This is a genomic window from Ensifer sp. ZNC0028 (assembly GCF_000799055.1).
In the GTDB taxonomy this organism is placed as follows: domain Bacteria; phylum Pseudomonadota; class Alphaproteobacteria; order Rhizobiales; family Rhizobiaceae; genus Ensifer.
This window is the reverse complement of the sequence record NZ_JTLA01000092.1, coordinates 36,690-52,109: the sequence shown is the minus strand read 5'-3', so window position 1 is coordinate 52,109 and position 15,420 is coordinate 36,690. Positions and strand designations below refer to the sequence as shown.

Annotated in this window: 16 protein-coding genes; 10 read left to right on the top strand and 6 right to left on the bottom strand. The window is 63.0% G+C overall.

Annotated elements, in window-relative coordinates:
- From L981_RS21480 to ureG, 10 genes are all read left to right on the top strand, one after another.
- Positions 1–123: urease subunit beta (locus L981_RS21480; RefSeq protein ID WP_043620788.1), on the top strand; the 123-nt coding region annotated here is incomplete at its 5' end.
- Positions 120–530: a lysozyme inhibitor LprI family protein gene (locus L981_RS21475; protein WP_043620786.1), complete on the top strand. Its 411-nt coding sequence runs from the start codon at positions 120–122 to the stop codon at positions 528–530. The genes L981_RS21480 and L981_RS21475, both read left to right, overlap by 4 nt.
- 3 nt (positions 531–533) lie before the next feature.
- Complete coding sequence (locus L981_RS21470) at positions 534–1,178, top strand: Urease operon accessory protein (RefSeq protein WP_082006112.1); 645 nt, start codon at positions 534–536, stop codon at positions 1,176–1,178.
- Positions 1,179–1,181: 3 nt separating this feature from the next.
- Positions 1,182–2,894: an urease subunit alpha gene (gene ureC / locus L981_RS21465; RefSeq protein WP_043620783.1), complete on the top strand. Its 1,713-nt coding sequence runs from the start codon at positions 1,182–1,184 to the stop codon at positions 2,892–2,894.
- 18 nt (positions 2,895–2,912) lie between these two features.
- The gene (locus L981_RS21460; RefSeq protein WP_043620782.1) at positions 2,913–3,584 is read left to right on the top strand and encodes a TIGR02117 family protein; all 672 of its coding nucleotides are present in this window, start codon (positions 2,913–2,915) and stop codon (positions 3,582–3,584) included.
- A gap of 276 nt (positions 3,585–3,860) precedes the next feature.
- The gene (locus tag L981_RS21455; RefSeq protein WP_034794163.1) at positions 3,861–4,400 is read left to right on the top strand and encodes a peroxiredoxin; all 540 of its coding nucleotides are present in this window, start codon (positions 3,861–3,863) and stop codon (positions 4,398–4,400) included.
- 170 nt (positions 4,401–4,570) lie between these two features.
- A complete protein-coding gene (locus tag L981_RS21450) occupies positions 4,571–4,867 on the top strand; it encodes a putative quinol monooxygenase (protein ID WP_052201929.1) in 297 nt (98 codons plus the stop codon).
- A gap of 2 nt (positions 4,868–4,869) precedes the next feature.
- The gene (ureE, locus tag L981_RS21445; RefSeq protein WP_043620778.1) at positions 4,870–5,343 is read left to right on the top strand and encodes an urease accessory protein UreE; all 474 of its coding nucleotides are present in this window, start codon (positions 4,870–4,872) and stop codon (positions 5,341–5,343) included.
- On the top strand, positions 5,336–6,007 hold the full coding sequence (locus L981_RS21440; protein ID WP_043620776.1) for an urease accessory protein UreF: 672 nt from the start codon (positions 5,336–5,338) through the stop codon (positions 6,005–6,007). Before ureE ends, L981_RS21440 begins: the two co-directional genes overlap by 8 nt.
- Before the next feature lie 79 nt (positions 6,008–6,086).
- On the top strand, positions 6,087–6,698 hold the full coding sequence (gene ureG, locus L981_RS21435) for an urease accessory protein UreG (protein WP_034794155.1): 612 nt from the start codon (positions 6,087–6,089) through the stop codon (positions 6,696–6,698).
- Between the two features lie 45 nt (positions 6,699–6,743).
- On the opposite strand, the gene L981_RS21430 is transcribed toward ureG, so the two are convergent.
- The 6 genes from L981_RS21430 to L981_RS21405 all read right to left on the bottom strand — a co-directional run bounded on the left by L981_RS21430 (position 6,744) and on the right by L981_RS21405 (position 15,420).
- Positions 6,744–7,424 (bottom strand): Crp/Fnr family transcriptional regulator, encoded by a 681-nt coding sequence (locus L981_RS21430; protein WP_043620773.1) that lies wholly within the window; start codon positions 7,422–7,424, stop codon positions 6,744–6,746.
- Between the two features lie 159 nt (positions 7,425–7,583).
- Positions 7,584–10,898 carry an efflux RND transporter permease subunit gene (locus L981_RS21425; RefSeq protein WP_043620772.1) on the bottom strand — a complete coding sequence of 1,105 codons (3,315 nt, stop codon included), beginning with the start codon at positions 10,896–10,898 and terminating at the stop codon, positions 7,584–7,586.
- 14 nt (positions 10,899–10,912) lie between these two features.
- On the bottom strand, positions 10,913–12,100 hold the full coding sequence (locus L981_RS21420; protein ID WP_043620769.1) for an efflux RND transporter periplasmic adaptor subunit: 1,188 nt from the start codon (positions 12,098–12,100) through the stop codon (positions 10,913–10,915).
- Positions 12,101–12,625: 525 nt separating this feature from the next.
- Positions 12,626–13,618, bottom strand: a complete 993-nt coding sequence (locus L981_RS21415; protein WP_043620767.1) for an ABC transporter substrate-binding protein — start codon at positions 13,616–13,618, stop codon at positions 12,626–12,628.
- 51 nt (positions 13,619–13,669) lie between these two features.
- The gene (locus L981_RS21410; protein ID WP_043620764.1) at positions 13,670–14,539 is read right to left on the bottom strand and encodes an ABC transporter permease; all 870 of its coding nucleotides are present in this window, start codon (positions 14,537–14,539) and stop codon (positions 13,670–13,672) included.
- Positions 14,536–15,420: an ABC transporter permease gene (locus L981_RS21405; RefSeq protein WP_043620762.1), complete on the bottom strand. Its 885-nt coding sequence runs from the start codon at positions 15,418–15,420 to the stop codon at positions 14,536–14,538. The genes L981_RS21410 and L981_RS21405 overlap by 4 nt, the downstream gene beginning before the upstream one ends.

The window sequence follows — 15,420 nt, the reverse complement described above, 5'->3', positions numbered from 1 at the left end:
GACATTCCCGCCGGCACGGCCGTGCGGTTCGAGCCGGGCCAGACGCGCCAGGTGACGCTGATACCGCTTTCCGGCAAGCGCGAGGTCTATGGCTTCCGCCAGCAGGTGATGGGCAAGCTATGAGGGCGCTTCCGGTTCTCGGGCTGCTTCTGCTGCTTGCTGCGCCGGCGCTCGCCGAGGGCGAGCCGGACGCGGATTGTGCGAATGCGATCACTCAGCCGGATCTGAATGACTGCGCCTACCAGGAATATGAAGCGGCCGACGCGGAGCTGAATGCAGTCTACCGGCAGGCGATGACGGCGGCGCAGAATGTCGACAAGGAGCTGGAAGGCGCCGATATTGGCGCGGTCGAGGCGCTGAAGACGGCGCAGCGCGCCTGGATCGGCTATCGCGACGGTCAATGCGAGTTTGCCGGCTTCCAGGCCCGTGGCGGCCAGGCGGAGCCGATGCTGGTTTCGGGCTGCCTTGCCCAGCTCACGCAGAAGCGCACCGCCGAACTCAACGAATTTCTCGAAACCCAAGGGAACTGATCATTGCAGGCTCGCCGCGTCATCATGATCGTGGGCAATGGCGAGGTGCCTGACGGCGCCGGCGCGACGATCGATGGTGCCGATCTCGTCGTGCGCTTCAACGATTGCCGCTCTGTCGGCTCCGGCGGCCACAGGACCGATATCGTCGCCGTCTGCAACACCGGGCGACCGGGGATTTCCATGCTGGGCGGTGGCCGCTGGAAGACGAATGCCGCGGTGCGCCAGGCGCGGGAGATCTGGTGCGTTCGTTCCGGCGCGAAGTTTGCCGCGATGCGCGCCGGGCTTGCGGAAACGCATCCGGACCTCGACGACTTCTGCGACGATTACACTGTCGGTTTCGAGAGCTTCGCCCGCTCGACCAACCGCGGCTTTCGCGTCGTTCCGGTCGATGTGCACGAGCAGGTGGAGCAGGATCTCGCCGGCTTTTCGCCAGATCCTTACGTCGTTCCGTCGAGCGGGATGATCGTCATTGCCGATATCCTCGCGCATCTTGCGACGCCTGACGACGATGTCGTTCTTGCCGGCTTTGGTCATGTCGGCTGGGAATGGCATCCCTTCGCCGCCGAGCGCCGCCATGTCGACGCGCTTGCGGCTGGCGGCCGTCTTCGCCGCCTCCATCTCGTTTCTTCTTCGTCCCAAGGAGCCTGAACCATGCCCTACAAGATGTCGCGCGCGGCCTATGCCAACATGTTCGGCCCGACGGTCGGCGACAAGGTGCGGCTCGCCGATACCGAACTCTTCGTCGAGGTGGAAAAGGATTTCACCACCTATGGCGAGGAGGTGAAGTTCGGCGGCGGCAAGGTCATTCGCGACGGCATGGGGCAGAGCCAGATGACGCGCGCCGAGGGTGCCGTCGACACTGTCATCACCAACGCGCTGATCGTCGACCACTGGGGCATCGTCAAGGCGGATATCGGCCTCAAGGACGGACGCATCGCCGGCATCGGCAAGGCCGGCAACCCGGACACGCAACCGGGCGTCACCGTCATCGTCGGTCCCGGCACGGAGGTCATTGCGGGCGAAGGCAAGATCATCACCGCCGGCGGCATGGACAGCCACATCCACTACATCTGCCCGCAGCAGATCGAGGAAGCGCTGGTGAGCGGGCTGACCACCATGCTCGGCGGCGGCGCCGGGCCGGGGCATGGCACGCTTGCAACCACCTGCACCTCCGGTCCCTGGCATCTCGCCCGCATGATCGAGGCGGCCGATGGCTTCCCGATGAATATCGCCTTTGCCGGCAAGGGCAATGCTTCGCGGCCGGGTGCTCTGGTGGAAATGGTGCTTGCCGGCGCCACCTCGCTGAAGCTGCACGAGGACTGGGGCTCGACGCCGGCGGCGATCGACTGCTGCCTCGGCGTTGCCGACGAATACGACGTTCAGGTGATGATCCACACGGACACGCTGAACGAGAGCGGCTTCGTCGAGGATACGATTGCGGCGATCAAGGGCCGCACCATCCATGCCTTCCATACGGAAGGGGCGGGTGGCGGCCACGCGCCTGATATCATCAAGATTTGCGGCCAGCCGAACGTCATTCCGTCGTCCACCAACCCGACGAGACCCTACACCAAGAATACGCTGGCCGAGCATCTGGACATGCTGATGGTCTGCCATCACCTGTCGCCGTCGATCCCCGAGGACATCGCCTTTGCCGAGAGCCGCATCCGCAAGGAAACGATCGCGGCCGAGGACATCCTGCACGATATCGGTGCCTTCTCGATCATCTCGTCGGACAGCCAGGCCATGGGCCGCGTCGGCGAGGTGGCGATCCGCACCTGGCAGACCGCCGACAAGATGAAGCGCCAGCGCGGGCCGCTGCCGCAGGAAACCGGCGACAACGACAATTTCCGAGTGAAGCGCTACATCGCCAAATACACGATCAATCCGGCGATCGCCCACGGCCTCAGCCACGAGATCGGCTCGATCGAGGTCGGCAAGCGTGCCGATCTCGTCCTCTGGAACCCGGCCTTCTTCGGCGTAAAGCCCGACTTCGTGCTGCTGGGCGGCTCGATCGCGATGGCGCCGATGGGCGATCCGAACGCCTCCATTCCGACGCCGCAGCCGGTGCACTACCGGCCGATGTTTGCCGCTTATGGCAAGAACCGCACCAGCTCCTCCGTCACCTTCGTGTCGCAGGCCTCGCTCGATGCCGGCCTTGTCGCCAAGCTCGGCGTCGCCAAGCAACTCGTGGCTGTCCGCAACACCCGCGGCGGCATCGGCAAGGCGTCGATGATCCACAACAACCTGCTGCCGCATATCGAGGTGGACCCGGAGACCTACGAGGTGCGCGCCGACGGCGAACTTCTGACCTGCGAGCCGGCGACGGTCGTGCCGATGGCACAGCGCTACTTCCTGTTCTAGAGCAGGCAGGGACGGGGAATGAAGCGTGGCCTGAAATGGGCTTTCCTCGGCTTGATGGCGGCGGTACTTGCCGTCGTCGCGGGAACCCTGCTGCCGCGGCCACTCCTGCCGGTTTCCGCCGCTGCGGCTGGAACGGGGGGCACCCGCATCCTTCTGCTTTCCGGCCCGATCCACACGGACATCGCCATACCTCTGACGGACGAGACCCGGGCGCGGTTCGGGTTTGTCGAGGCGGCCGGCGTACCGCTTGCGCATCCGCAGGCCGAATGGCTGATCTTCGGTTGGGGCGGGCGCTCCTTCTATCTGGAAACGCCGACCTGGTCGGAGCTGAAGGCCGGGCCGGTGTTCAAGGCGCTGACGCTCGACCGCTCGGTCATGCATGTGGATATCGCCGGCCGGATTGTAGAACCGCAGGCGGCCGTCGCCGGCTTCGAGCTGAACGCAGCGGGATACGATCGGCTGCTCGACTTTGTGGCCGAGAGCTTCACCCGCGAGGCCGGAGCCGTCGTTCCGGTCGAGGGCTTTTCCTACAATGGCAACGACCGCTTCTTCGAGGCTGGCGGCAGCTTCAACGCGCTCTTCGGCTGCAACACATGGACGGCGCGGGCGTTGCGAGAGGCGGGCTTGCGAACCGGCCTGTGGAACCCGGTTCCGCCAAGTCTTGGGTTGTCGCTGCGGCTCCATAACTGAGCAATGACGGGCCGATTGGAGCCATGCGGTCACCGCATGGCTGCCATGCTTGCATGTGAATTGGGGCCTTTCGTGCTGCGCCGCAGCGCAAGATCCGATAGGAAGACAGCTGACCTTCCTCGGTTGCCAGCAATCCTCCCAAGACCTGCCGACCGAGAGCTGCGCCAGAGCGGCTTGCGGTTTCCCGCATGTATCCCGCTCTAACTTACAAGAGACGATCACGTTGATGATTTTGGTCGAGCCGACCCAGATCATCGTGGTCCAAAGGAGATGACGATGCTTGGCAGAAAAGTACCCGCTGTAACGTTCCGCACCCGCGTTCGCGACGAGGCCGTTGGCGGCTCGAACCCGTTCCGCTGGGAGGACGTGTCCTCCGACGATTACTTCGCAGGCAAGCGCGTCGTGCTGTTCTCGCTGCCGGGCGCGTTCACGCCGACCTGCTCGACCTTCCAGTTGCCCGATTTCGAGAAGCTGACGGCCGATTTCCGCGCCGAAGGCGTCGACGAGATCTACTGCATCTCGGTCAACGATGCTTTCGTCATGAACGCCTGGGGCAAGTCCCAGAGCCTCGAAAACGTCAAGCTGATCCCGGACGGTTCGGGTGAGTTCACCCGCAAGATGGGCATGCTCGTTGCCAAGGACAACCTCGGCTTCGGCATGCGCTCCTGGCGCTACGCTGCCGTCGTCAACAACGGCGTTGTTGAGCAGTGGTTCGAGGAAGAAGGCTATTCCGACAACTGCGACAGCGACCCCTATGGCGTTTCCTCGCCGCAGAACATTCTGGAGACACTGAAGTCCCAGAAGCTCGCCGCCTGATGGCAGCGACCTATCGTTCCTGATTGGAAAGAGCCCGAAGATCGGATCCGGTCTTCGGGCTTTTTCTTGCGCGGTCCCAGTCGCCGCAGGCGTGTGAAAAGCCGTGCTCCCCGCTGGCGCCAGTGCTTTTTCTTGCTAAAGTAGCCGACAGAAAAGATATCGAGGGTTCAATGGTTTACATTATCGCCTACCTGACCGCACACCCGGGCAAGGGGGAGGAAGTGGTGTCGCTTGCAGCACCGCTGATCGAGGCCACGCGGCGCGAAGCCGGCTGCATCACCTACGATCTCTACCGCAAGCCGGCCGAGCCCGATGCGCTGGTTTTTGTCGAAACCTGGAAGGATAAGGCAGCCGTCGACGCGCATTTCGAGGAACCGCATCTGAAGGCCTTTCAGGCGGCGATGGCCGACCTGCTGGTCGAGGCGCGCATCGAACTCGTGACGCCGGAAAAGGTCGAGGTTCTCTGACGATGCCCTATCGTTCGACGGAGGTTCTTTCGCCCGGCCCTGCCGAAATTGCGCCGCTTCATAGCGTGACATTGACGCATGACGCGCGGCATCTGCGCCGCAAGTTGCTGCATCTCGAAAACGACGATGTGGTGATGCTCGATCTCAAGGAAGCGGTGATGCTTGCCGATGGCGACCTCCTGGTGCTTGAGGGCGGCGGCCATATCCGCATCGTCGCGGCACCGGAAGCGCTCTATGAAATTTGCCCACGCGACGCGATGCATCTGATCGAGCTTGCCTGGCATCTCGGCAATCGCCATTTGCCGGCACAGTTCGAAGAAAACCGCATCCTGATTGCCCGCGATCCGGTGATCCGCCAGATGCTCGAAGGCCTGGGCGCGGCGGTGAGCGACGTATCGTTGCCTTTCCATCCGCTGCGCGGCGCCTACCATGCCGGCGGCCACAACCATGGCCATAGCCATCACCACCATGGCTGAGCGGGTCGACACGCAAGCGCTGCTTCGCCTCGCGACATGGATGTCGCCGGCCTTTCCGGTCGGCGCCTTTTCCTATTCCAGCGGGCTCGAGCAGGCGGTTCACGACCTTCTGGTGACCGACGCCGGCGCGCTTCGTACCTGGCTTGAGACCGTCGTCTCTCAGGGCTCCGGCTGGAACGACGCGCTGCTTCTGGCCGAGAGCTATCGCGCCGTGAACGACCATGCCCGTCTGGCTGCGGCGGCAGAGCTTGCCGAAGCCCTGGCGGGAGGCCGAGAGCGCCATATGGAAACCATGCTGCAGGGCCAGGCGTTTCTGGCAGCGGCGCGCTCATGGCCGCATCCGGTTCTCGATGCGCTGCCTGAAAGTGTCGCCTATCCGGTCGCAGTCGGTGCCGTCGCCGGCGCCCATGAAACGGGCCTCGAGCCGGCGCTTGCCGCCTATCTCAACGCCTCGGTCTCGAACGCCGTCTCGGTGGCGATCCGTTGCGGCGTGACCGGCCAACGCGATGGCGTCGGTGTCATCGCAGCGCTCGAACCGGTCATCGCGGCGACAGCCGTCAAGGCCGCCGGCGCCTCGCTCGACGATCTCGGCTCGGCCACGATGACAGCGGATATTTCGGCGCTCAGGCACGAGAGCCTGCATTCGCGGCTCTTCCGTTCGTAATCTATAGAACTGCGCAATTTCAGACGGAAAGCTGCTTCACACTTTCCCGGAATTGCTTCCACCTTGAAAGGACATCCAGATGGCATCGAAGAACGGTCCCCTTCGCGTCGGCATCGGCGGGCCGGTGGGCTCGGGCAAGACGGCGCTGACCGACAAGCTCTGCAAGGCGATGCGGGAGAAGTACTCCGTCGCCGTCGTCACCAACGATATCTACACCAAGGAAGATGCCGAGGCGCTGGTGCGCATGCAGGCGCTGCCGTCCGATCGCATCGTCGGGGTGGAGACCGGCGGGTGCCCACACACGGCGATCCGCGAGGACGCCACGATCAATCTTCAGGCGATCGCCGATCTCAACCGCCGCATCCCCGATCTCGATGTCGTCTTCATCGAATCCGGCGGTGACAATCTCGCGGCGACCTTTTCGCCTGATCTCGCTGACCTGACGATCTATGTCATCTCGGTCTGCCAGGGCGAGGAGATCCCGCGCAAGGGCGGGCCGGGCATCACCAAGTCCGACCTTCTGGTCATCAACAAGAAGGATCTCGCCCCTTACGTCGGCGCCGATCTCGACGTGATGCAGCGGGACGCGACGCGCATGCGGGCGGAAAAGCCCTTCGTCTTTACCGACATGAAGCGCGGCGACGGCATCAACCGGATCGTCGATTTCCTGACGCTGCACGGTGGGCTTTGACGCTTTCCGCTTTTGTTGCTTCTGGCGCCTGAGCTTGTCAGTGCGTCAGAAGCGCTCCAGCGCCTGCCGGTCGTGGATCTCGATGACGCGACCCTTGACGGTGACGCCGGAGCGGCGAAGGGCCGAGAAGGCGCGCGAGAGTGCCTCGGGCGCCAGGCCAAGCTTGCCGGCCAACACATTCTTCTGGAAGGGCAGGCGGAAGGAAAAGTTGGTGATGCCATCGGGGCAATTGCCGAGAATATAGCTTGCGACCCGCTGCGGCGCCGTCAGCAGCCGGTCTTCGGCCAGGCAATCCTCGGCCATTTGCGCGTGCCGGCACAGAAGCTGCATCAGCGCGTCGGCGATCTCGGGTGACTGTTCGGCCAGCTTGCGGAGCCTGCGGCTGTCGATGCGGGCGAGCATCGTCGTCTCGATCGCCTGGGCGTTGGCGGTGGCGCGGTTGCCAAGGAACATCGCGCTTTCGCCGAACAGCTCGCCCTTCGGGAAGACGGCGATATCCGCTTCGCGACCGTCCTTGCCCAGCCGGTAAAGCCGCACCAGGCCGGAAAGCACGAAGAAGACATGGTCCAGCGCCTCGCCCTGGCCAAACAGTATGTCGTGCTCCTCGTGGGTGGAAACCACGATATCATCGAGAATGGCGCTCGATGCCGCCGCCGGCAGCTTTTCGAAAAAGCAGGAGCCGAGCAGCACCGCCCTGTCGTTCGAGTTCAATCGCAACGTCTTCATCGTACCCGTCCTGAGTAAAATCCGGTGTCAGGGTAGTGGGCTTTGCGGATCGTGGTTTGACCTCGATCAAATAGAAACAACAAAAAGCCCGCGCTTGCAGGGCGCGGGCTTGCTTTGGAATTGTGGCAGCCCAGGGTGGAGGGCCACGCCGCTGACGATTTACTCGGCTGCGAGCGCCGGATGATTGATGACCTTGCCGCCGGACCGTGCCTTGGCCTGGTCCGTTTCCAGGGTCTTCAGCCGGTCTTCCAGGCCCTCGATCGTCTTGCCTTGTTCGTGCACGAGGCCCGTGAGGGCTTCGCGGTCGAGCGGCAGGTTTTCCTCATCCTTCTTGCCGACGAAGCGTCCGAAAGCCCAGGCGAGCAGGCGCGACAGGTCGTCCATGATCAGGAAGAACGATGGTACCACGACGAGGCTGAGGACCGTCGAGACGATGATGCCGCCGATCACTGCGATCGCCATCGGAGCGCGGAACGAGCCGCCTTCGCCGACGCCAAGCGCGGAGGGCAGCATGCCCGCCGACATGGCGATCGATGTCATGATGATCGGGCGGGCGCGCTTGCGGCCCGCTTCGATCATCGCCTGCGTCCGGTCCATGCCGTGATGCATCATCTCGATACCGAAGTCGACGAGCAGGATGGCGTTCTTGGTGACGATGCCCATCAGCATCAGGATGCCGATCAGCACCGGCATCGACAGCGAGTTCTGGGTCAGGATCAGTCCGGCTGCCACACCACCCATGGCAAGCGGCAGCGAGAACAGGATGGTGAACGGCTGGATCACGTCCTTGAACAGGAGGATCAGCACCACCAGAACCAGCATCAGGCCGAGTAGCATCGCATTGACGAAGCTTTGCTGCATCTCCTCCTCGACCTCCGCGTCACCGCTCTTCAGCAGCTGAACCGTGGACGGCATCTTGGCTTCGTCGGCAATCTGCAGAAAGCGGGCGGAGGCGGTGTTGAGCGCCACGCCGATCGGCAGGTCAGCGCCGAGCGCCACGACGCGGTTGCGGTCGTAGCGTTTGATCGAGCTCGGGCCTTCGGAATAGTTAATGTCGGCGACACTCGACAACGGTACCGTCAAGCCAGAAGCGGTCTGGATCTTCAGATTGCGGATCGCGGCGATATCCGTGCGGAAGTCGCGGTTGATCTGCACGCGGATCGGGATCAGCCGGCCGTCAAGGGCGATCTTCGTCAATGCAGCGTCGATATCGCCGATGGTGGCGACGCGGATCACTTCGGAGATCTGTGCCGTGGTGATGCCGAGGCGCGACATCTGCTCGTCGCGCGGACGGATCTGCAACTCGGGACGCGGAAGGGCGCCGTCCGGGCTGACATTGGCCAGCAACGGATCGCTGCGCAGCTTTCCTTCCAGAATGCCGACCGCCTTGTCGAGATCGGCTTCGTTGTTGGACAGCAGATTGAACGACAGTTCCCGCTCGCCGCGGTCGTTGAGCTTGATTACCCGGACATCCGGCAAATCGCGAACGCGGGCAAAGATTTCCTTCTCGATCTGCGACTGCGGAATGATGCGGCCCGATGGCGGCAACTTCGGCAAATATGGGCCAACGACCGGCAGTTTGCCGAAGACGTCGTTGACCACCTTGTTGAGGAGCGAGTGGTCGCGCTTTTCGAGCAGCACCGTCACGGTGGCTCGGCGCAGTTCCAGGTCACCCTTGGGCGAGGCGCCGCCAAGCACGAACACGCTTTCCACGCCGTCCAGGTCCTTGACCCTTTCGTAGATCTGCGCGGTCGTCCGGTCGGTGTCTTCCAGCATAGCGTCAGGCGCCAGTTCGACCGACAGGCTGACTCGCGACGTGTCGTCCGGAGGCAGGAACCCGCCGGGTACAAACATGAACAAGGCGGCCACGGAGGCCACGGTGACCCCGATCGCGATGAGCACCGTCAGGTAGCGCATGTACCAGCGTTTCGTCGTCGCATGAACCAGACGCGTGTAGCCGCGCATCAGGGTGCCGTCTTCGGCATGATGCCCGTCAAGTTTGGACGGACGCATCATATAGGCGGCCATGACCGGCGTAATCAGGCGTGCAACGAGCAGCGAGAAGAAGACCGAGACGGCGACGGTTAGGCCAAACTGGATGAAGTACTGGCCAACAATCCCCGGCATGAACGACACCGGGATGAAAACCGCGATGATCGTGAACGTGGTTGCGATCACCGCGAGGCCGATTTCATCCGCCGCTTCGATCGCTGCCCTGTAGGGCGACTTGCCCATATGGATATGCCGCTCGATATTCTCGATCTCGACGATGGCGTCGTCGACAAGGATGCCGGTTGCGAGCGTCAGTGCGAGGAAGCTGACGAGATTGAGCGAGAAGCCGAGCAGTTCCATGACCCAGAAGGTTGGAACGGCCGACAACGGCAGGGCGACGGCGCAGATCAGCGTGGCGCGCCAGTTGCGCAGGAACAGCATGACGACGATGACGGCGAGCAGCGCGCCTTCCATCAGCGTGTGCAGCGCCGCTTCGTAGTTGCCGTAGGTGAAGTAGACGGAATCGTCGACCATCTCGATGGTGACGTCCGGGTTCGCCGCGCGGATCTTCTCGAGCGATTTGGCGACCGTCTCGGCGACGCTGACTTCCGAGGCGCCCTTGGCGCGGAAAACTGCGAAGGTCACGCCGGGGGTGCCGTTGAAGCGCGAGAAGGAGCGTGGCTCCTCATAGGTGTCTGTGACCGTGCCCAGATCGGACAGCCGCACGAAACGGCCGCTCGGGACCGAGATCATCGTGTTGGCGAGTTGGTCGACATTGCGGGCGTCGCCGAGCGTGCGGATCGCCTGTTCGCTGCCGCCCACCTGGCCGCGGCCGGAGCCGAGGTCCATGTTCATGCGGCGCAGCTGGCCATTGACGTCGGCGGCGGTGATGCCGAGCGAATTCAGCTTGTCTTCGTTGAGTTCGACACGCACTTCCCGATCGGCTCCGCCGTAGCGATCGACGCGGCCGATGCCGCTCTTGCCCTGGATTTCACGCTTGATGACGTCGTCGACGAACCAGGAGAGCTCTTCGAGCGACATGCCGGGCGCCGAGACGGAGAAGGTCTGGATCGCCTGGCCTTCGACATCGACCTTGGAGACGATCGGCTCTTCGATCGAGGTCGGCAGGTCGCTGCGGATACGGTCGATCGCATCCTTCACGTCCTGCACAGCCTGGGTTGTCGGCACTTCCATGCGGAAGATCACGGCGGTGGTCGATGTGCCGTCGTTGATCGTCGACTGGATATGGTCGACACCGGTGACGCTGGCGACCGCGTCCTCGATTTCCTTGGTGACCTGCGTTTCAAGCTCGGCAGGCGAGGCACCGCTCTGGGCCACGCTGATCGAGACGATCGGCACGTCGATGTTGGGGAAGCGGGTGATAGGCAGGCTATTGAACGACTGATAGCCGAGAACCATCAGCACGAAAAAGGCAAGGATCGGTGCGATCGGATTGCGTATGGACCAGGCTGAGAAATTCATGGTCACGGTTCCTGTCAGTTTGTCGCTGGTTCAGCAGACTTGACGGGGTTGATGTGGTCGCCGTCGCGGACATAGGCGCCGGCTCTTGCCACGACTTCCTCTCCCGCCGTCAGGCCTTCGAGCACCTCGACGAACTTGCCGTCCGAGATCCCTGTCTTGACCGGCAGAATACGGATGACGCCGTTTTCGACCTTGCGAACGATGGTGCGGCCATCCTCGTTGGTAACGGCTGTCTGCGGCAGGACCACCGCCCGCTTCTGCTCGGCGGTAATCAGCGCGCTTGCATACATGCCCGCGCGTGCCTTCGTGGTGTCGTTGAGGCTGATGAAGACGGTGCCGAGCCGGCTCACCGGATCGACCGTCGGAGCGATCAGTCGGATCGATCCTTCGACTTTGGTGTTGCCGCCCGCAAGGGTCACGGTCGCAGGCTGACCGACCGCGAGCTTGATGATATCGGCCTCGGCAACGTCTGCCTTCATTTCGATCGCCCCGTCGCGGATCATCGCAAACAGCGGCTCGCCGCTGCCATTGGCAATGGCGCCGATCTTGGCGTTCTTGGCAGAAATCACGCCGGCGACCGGGGCTTTCACTTCCGAGCGCGTCAAGCGAAGGTCGATGTCTTCGATCTGCGCCTCAGCCACCTTGATGTCGGCGGTTGCGACAGCGACCGCCTGCTCGGCGGAACGAACCCTGGCCTGCATCGCGATGTAGAGCGCCCGGACCCGATCCGCTTCGGCGGTCGAAACCGTTCCGTTCTTGGAGAGCCCGGCGGCGCGATCGCTGACCCGCTTGGCTTCGTCGTTGTTGGCCCTGGTTTCGGTGAGCTGGGCGTTCAATTGCGCCAGTCCGGCCTCGGCCTTGGCGAGCGCCGCCTCGAGCTCACTTTTTTGCAGGCGAAGCGCGTCGTCGTTGAGAACCACCAGCACGCTGCCGGCCTCGACCTTGTCGCCGACGTCGACATTGAGCGAACGAATGGAGAGGCCGTCGACCATCGGCGCGACATAGACCTGCTCGACCGCCTGTATGGTGCCAGTTGCAACCACCCGGTCGCTGATCGGCTTGTCGACCGCCGCCGTCACGACGATGGAGGGAAGGCTCGGCGCTGGTTTCGGTTGCGCTGCTTCCTCCGCCCGGGCGAAGGAAAGCGAACCAAGTGTCATCGCAGCGCACACGCTGAGAACAGGCAATACTTTTTGAGCCATCGGCTTTACAGTCCCGGCAATGGAAACAACATCGAGCGGATCACCGCTTAAGGCAGGATCCACGGGCAATCAGGCGATTTTATCGCGCCGACATCGCGCCCCGTCGATTGCACGGGGACAGAAGACTGCGCTTCTCCTCACTTCGCGCTCCGCGTGCACGGTATCAGACCGTAGACGCGGGCGGAACTGGGACCGGTTACCGCAGGCATGGCACTGGAAAAAGGACGTCCTCCATCATGCCTGCCTCCAACAAACATCGTCGCCTATGTAATCTCGGCCTTGCACGCTTACAAGAGTGCTCGAAGCGATGGTGCCTCAATATTCAGTTCGTTCTGCGGTTATGGTTGCGATCTTGACACGATCTTGACAGTGGCAAGCAAAGGTAGCGCCGTTGCTTGCCGCGTTACCACCCCCACGCCCGGTACCCGGCAGCAGCTTGGCGGATGCGAACGACCGCTAAGAAAACGGAAGAGGGCCGCACGATACTGAGCCGTGCGACCCTCTTTTGCTTTGTGGAAACAGGTCCTATTTCAGCGCGGCGTCGGTGATCTCGTGGGTCCAGGCGCCCTCAGGCTCCTTGGAAATCACGGGATCGGAACCGCCCGAAAGCAGCGACTGCACGGTGCGCTTGTAGTCTGCCTCGTCGAGCGAACCGTTGGAGCCGGCGGTGAGCTTCGCCACTTCGCTCATCATGCGCTTCTGGTGCTTCTCCGTCTGGGCGCCGGTGGAGTCGTTCTCAAGAACGATATCGGCGGCCTCGTCTGGGTTCTGCTCTGCGTACTTCCACCCCTTCATCGAGGCACGGACGAACTTGACCATCTTGTCCTTGAAAGCCGGATCCTTGAGCTTGTCCTCAAGCACGTAAAGGCCGTCTTCAAGCGTCGCCACGCCCTGGTCTTCATACTTGAAGGTCACCAGGTCGTCCGGCTTGATGCCGGCGTCGATGACCTGCCAGTACTCGTTGTAGGTCATGGTCGAGATGCAGGCGGCCTGCTTCTGGATCAACGGGTCGACGTTGAAGCCCTGCTTCAGCACGGTGACGCCGTTCGGCCCGCCGTCGGTCGGGATCTTCAGGTGTGACATCCAGGAGAGGAACGGATATTCGTTGCCGAAGAACCAGACACCCAGCGTCTGGCCCTTGAACTTGTCGGGGCTGGTGACGCCGGTTTCCTTCAGGCAGGTCAGCATCATGCCCGATTTCTTGAACGGCTGGGCGATGTTGACGAGGGCCACGCCCTTTTCGCGGGTCGCAAGGGCCGACGGCATCCAGTCGACGATGACGTCGGCGCCGCCGCCAGCGATCACCTGGGCCGGTGCGATGTCCGGACCGCCGGGCTTGATGTCGACGTCGAGGCCTTCTTCTTCGTAGAAGCCCTTGTCCTTTGCGACGTAGTAGCCGGCAAACTGCGCCTGGGTCACCCACTTCAGCTGCAGCGTCACCTTTTCGGCGGCTTCAGCCTGGAACGCTGCGAGCGAAAAGACGCCTGCGGCGAGAAGCGATGCAAGTCTTTTGTTCATGTCAGTTCCCTCTTGTTTTTACTTCGTTTTATTTAAGTTCTTCAAGCAGGCTCAGGCGCGCCCTCCGCGGATGGAGGGATGCCAGAAGGTGACGGCGCGCTCGATGAGTGCGACCACCCCGTAGAAGGCGGAACCGGCGACCGCCGCAACGGCAATCTCGGCCCAGACCATGTCGACATTCATGCGTCCCACTTCCGTGGAAATCCGGAACCCCATGCCGACGATGGGGGTCCCGAAGAACTCGGCGACGATGGCGCCGATCAGCGCCAGCGTCGAATTGATCTTGAGCGCGGTGAAGATGAACGGCCAGGCGGCCGGCAGGCGCAATTTGACCAGCGTCTGCCACCAGGAGGCGGCATAGGTGCGCATCAGGTCGCGTTCCATGTGGCTGGCGGCGGCGAGGCCGGCAACCGTGTTCACCAGCATTGGGAAGAAGGTCATGATAACGACGACGGCAACCTTCGACTGCCAGTCGAAGCCGAACCACATGACCATGATCGGGGCGACGCCGATGACGGGAAGGGCCGAGACGAAATTGCCAAGCGGCAGGAGGCCCTTCTGCAGGAAGGGCGACCGGTCGATCAGGATCGCGACGGCAAAGCCGAGACCGCAGCCGAGCGCATATCCGATCAGCACCGCCTTCAGGAAGGTCTGGCGGAAATCGGCGCCAAGCGTCGGCAGCGAGTTGATCAGCCTCTGCCAGATCATCGAGGGCGCCGGCAAAAGCACGGACGGAACCTGGAAGCCGCGCACGATGCCTTCCCAGAGGACGAGGATGGTGATGCCGAAAAGCAGGGGCACGGCAAAGCGGGCGGCGCTGTTGGCGATATCGCTTTCAAATTTCTGGCGTACCAGCCATTCGTTGAAGGCCCAGGCGGCGAGCCAGAAGATGATCGCAGCAGCAAGGACGGGGAGGTTCATGGCTTGGCTCCCATGCGCTTGAGGACGGCGGTGTGGGCGAAGCCGACGATCATGACGAGAACGGCTGCAAGAGCCGCCGCCATGAACAGCGCCGCCCAGATCTGGACCGTCTGGCCATAGTAGGAGCCGGCAAGCAGCCGCGCGCCGAGGCCGGCGACAGCACCGGTCGGCAATTCGCCGACGATGGCGCCGACCAGCGAAATGGCGACGGCGACCTTCAGCGAAGTGAAGAGATAGGGCATCGACGACGGCCAGCGCAGCTTCCAGAAGGTCTGGGCCGAGGAGGCATTGTAGGTGTGCATCAGGTCGAGCTGGATCGTCTCCGGGCTGCGCAGGCCCTTCACCATGCCGACGACGACAGGGAAGAAGGAGAGATAGGTCGAGATCAGCGCCTTCGGCAACAGCCCGGAAATGCCGATGGCGTTGAGGACGACGATAATCATCGGCGCGATTGCGAGGATCGGGATCGTCTGGCTGGCGATGACCCAGGGCATCAGCGAGCGGTCCATGGCGCGGTTATGCACGATGCCGACTGCCAGGAGGATGCCGAGTGCTGCACCGATGCCGAAGCCGAGCAGGGTCGCCGAGAGCGTGATCCAGGCGTGGTAGACGAGGCTGCGCTTGGAGGTGATCGCCTTGTTGAAGGTGGTGTCCCAGATTTCGGCGATCACCTGGTGCGGCGCCGGCAGGACCGGACGTTCTTGCACCATGGTGTTGCGCACGATGTCGGAAAAGCTGATCTCGGTGCCGGCGCGGGCTGCCGTATCACGCTCGAACGGCGCGTTGAGGAAGACGACCGCGACATACCAGATGGCGATCAGCAGCAGGACGACGGTGCCGACCGGCACCAACTTGTCCCTGATGAAACTTGGTTCCTGCAT

Excerpts from the sequence above, each read along its gene's own strand:
- L981_RS21475 (WP_043620786.1), top strand. The coding sequence starts at position 120 with ATGAGGGCGCTTCCGGTTCTCGGGCTGCTTCTGCTGCTTGCTGCGCCG.
- ureC (WP_043620783.1), top strand. The coding sequence starts at position 1,182 with ATGCCCTACAAGATGTCGCGCGCGGCCTATGCCAACATGTTCGGCCCG.
- L981_RS21460 (WP_043620782.1), top strand. The coding sequence starts at position 2,913 with ATGAAGCGTGGCCTGAAATGGGCTTTCCTCGGCTTGATGGCGGCGGTA.
- L981_RS21455 (WP_034794163.1), top strand. The coding sequence starts at position 3,861 with ATGCTTGGCAGAAAAGTACCCGCTGTAACGTTCCGCACCCGCGTTCGC.
- L981_RS21450 (WP_052201929.1), top strand. The coding sequence starts at position 4,571 with ATGGTTTACATTATCGCCTACCTGACCGCACACCCGGGCAAGGGGGAG.
- ureE (WP_043620778.1), top strand. The coding sequence starts at position 4,870 with ATGCCCTATCGTTCGACGGAGGTTCTTTCGCCCGGCCCTGCCGAAATT.
- L981_RS21440 (WP_043620776.1), top strand. The coding sequence starts at position 5,336 with ATGGCTGAGCGGGTCGACACGCAAGCGCTGCTTCGCCTCGCGACATGG.
- ureG (WP_034794155.1), top strand. The coding sequence starts at position 6,087 with ATGGCATCGAAGAACGGTCCCCTTCGCGTCGGCATCGGCGGGCCGGTG.
- L981_RS21430 (WP_043620773.1), bottom strand. The coding sequence starts at position 7,424 with ATGAAGACGTTGCGATTGAACTCGAACGACAGGGCGGTGCTGCTCGGC.
- L981_RS21425 (WP_043620772.1), bottom strand. The coding sequence starts at position 10,898 with ATGAATTTCTCAGCCTGGTCCATACGCAATCCGATCGCACCGATCCTT.
- L981_RS21420 (WP_043620769.1), bottom strand. The coding sequence starts at position 12,100 with ATGGCTCAAAAAGTATTGCCTGTTCTCAGCGTGTGCGCTGCGATGACA.
- L981_RS21415 (WP_043620767.1), bottom strand. The coding sequence starts at position 13,618 with ATGAACAAAAGACTTGCATCGCTTCTCGCCGCAGGCGTCTTTTCGCTC.
- L981_RS21410 (WP_043620764.1), bottom strand. The coding sequence starts at position 14,539 with ATGAACCTCCCCGTCCTTGCTGCTGCGATCATCTTCTGGCTCGCCGCC.
- L981_RS21405 (WP_043620762.1), bottom strand. The coding sequence starts at position 15,420 with ATGCAGGAACCAAGTTTCATCAGGGACAAGTTGGTGCCGGTCGGCACC.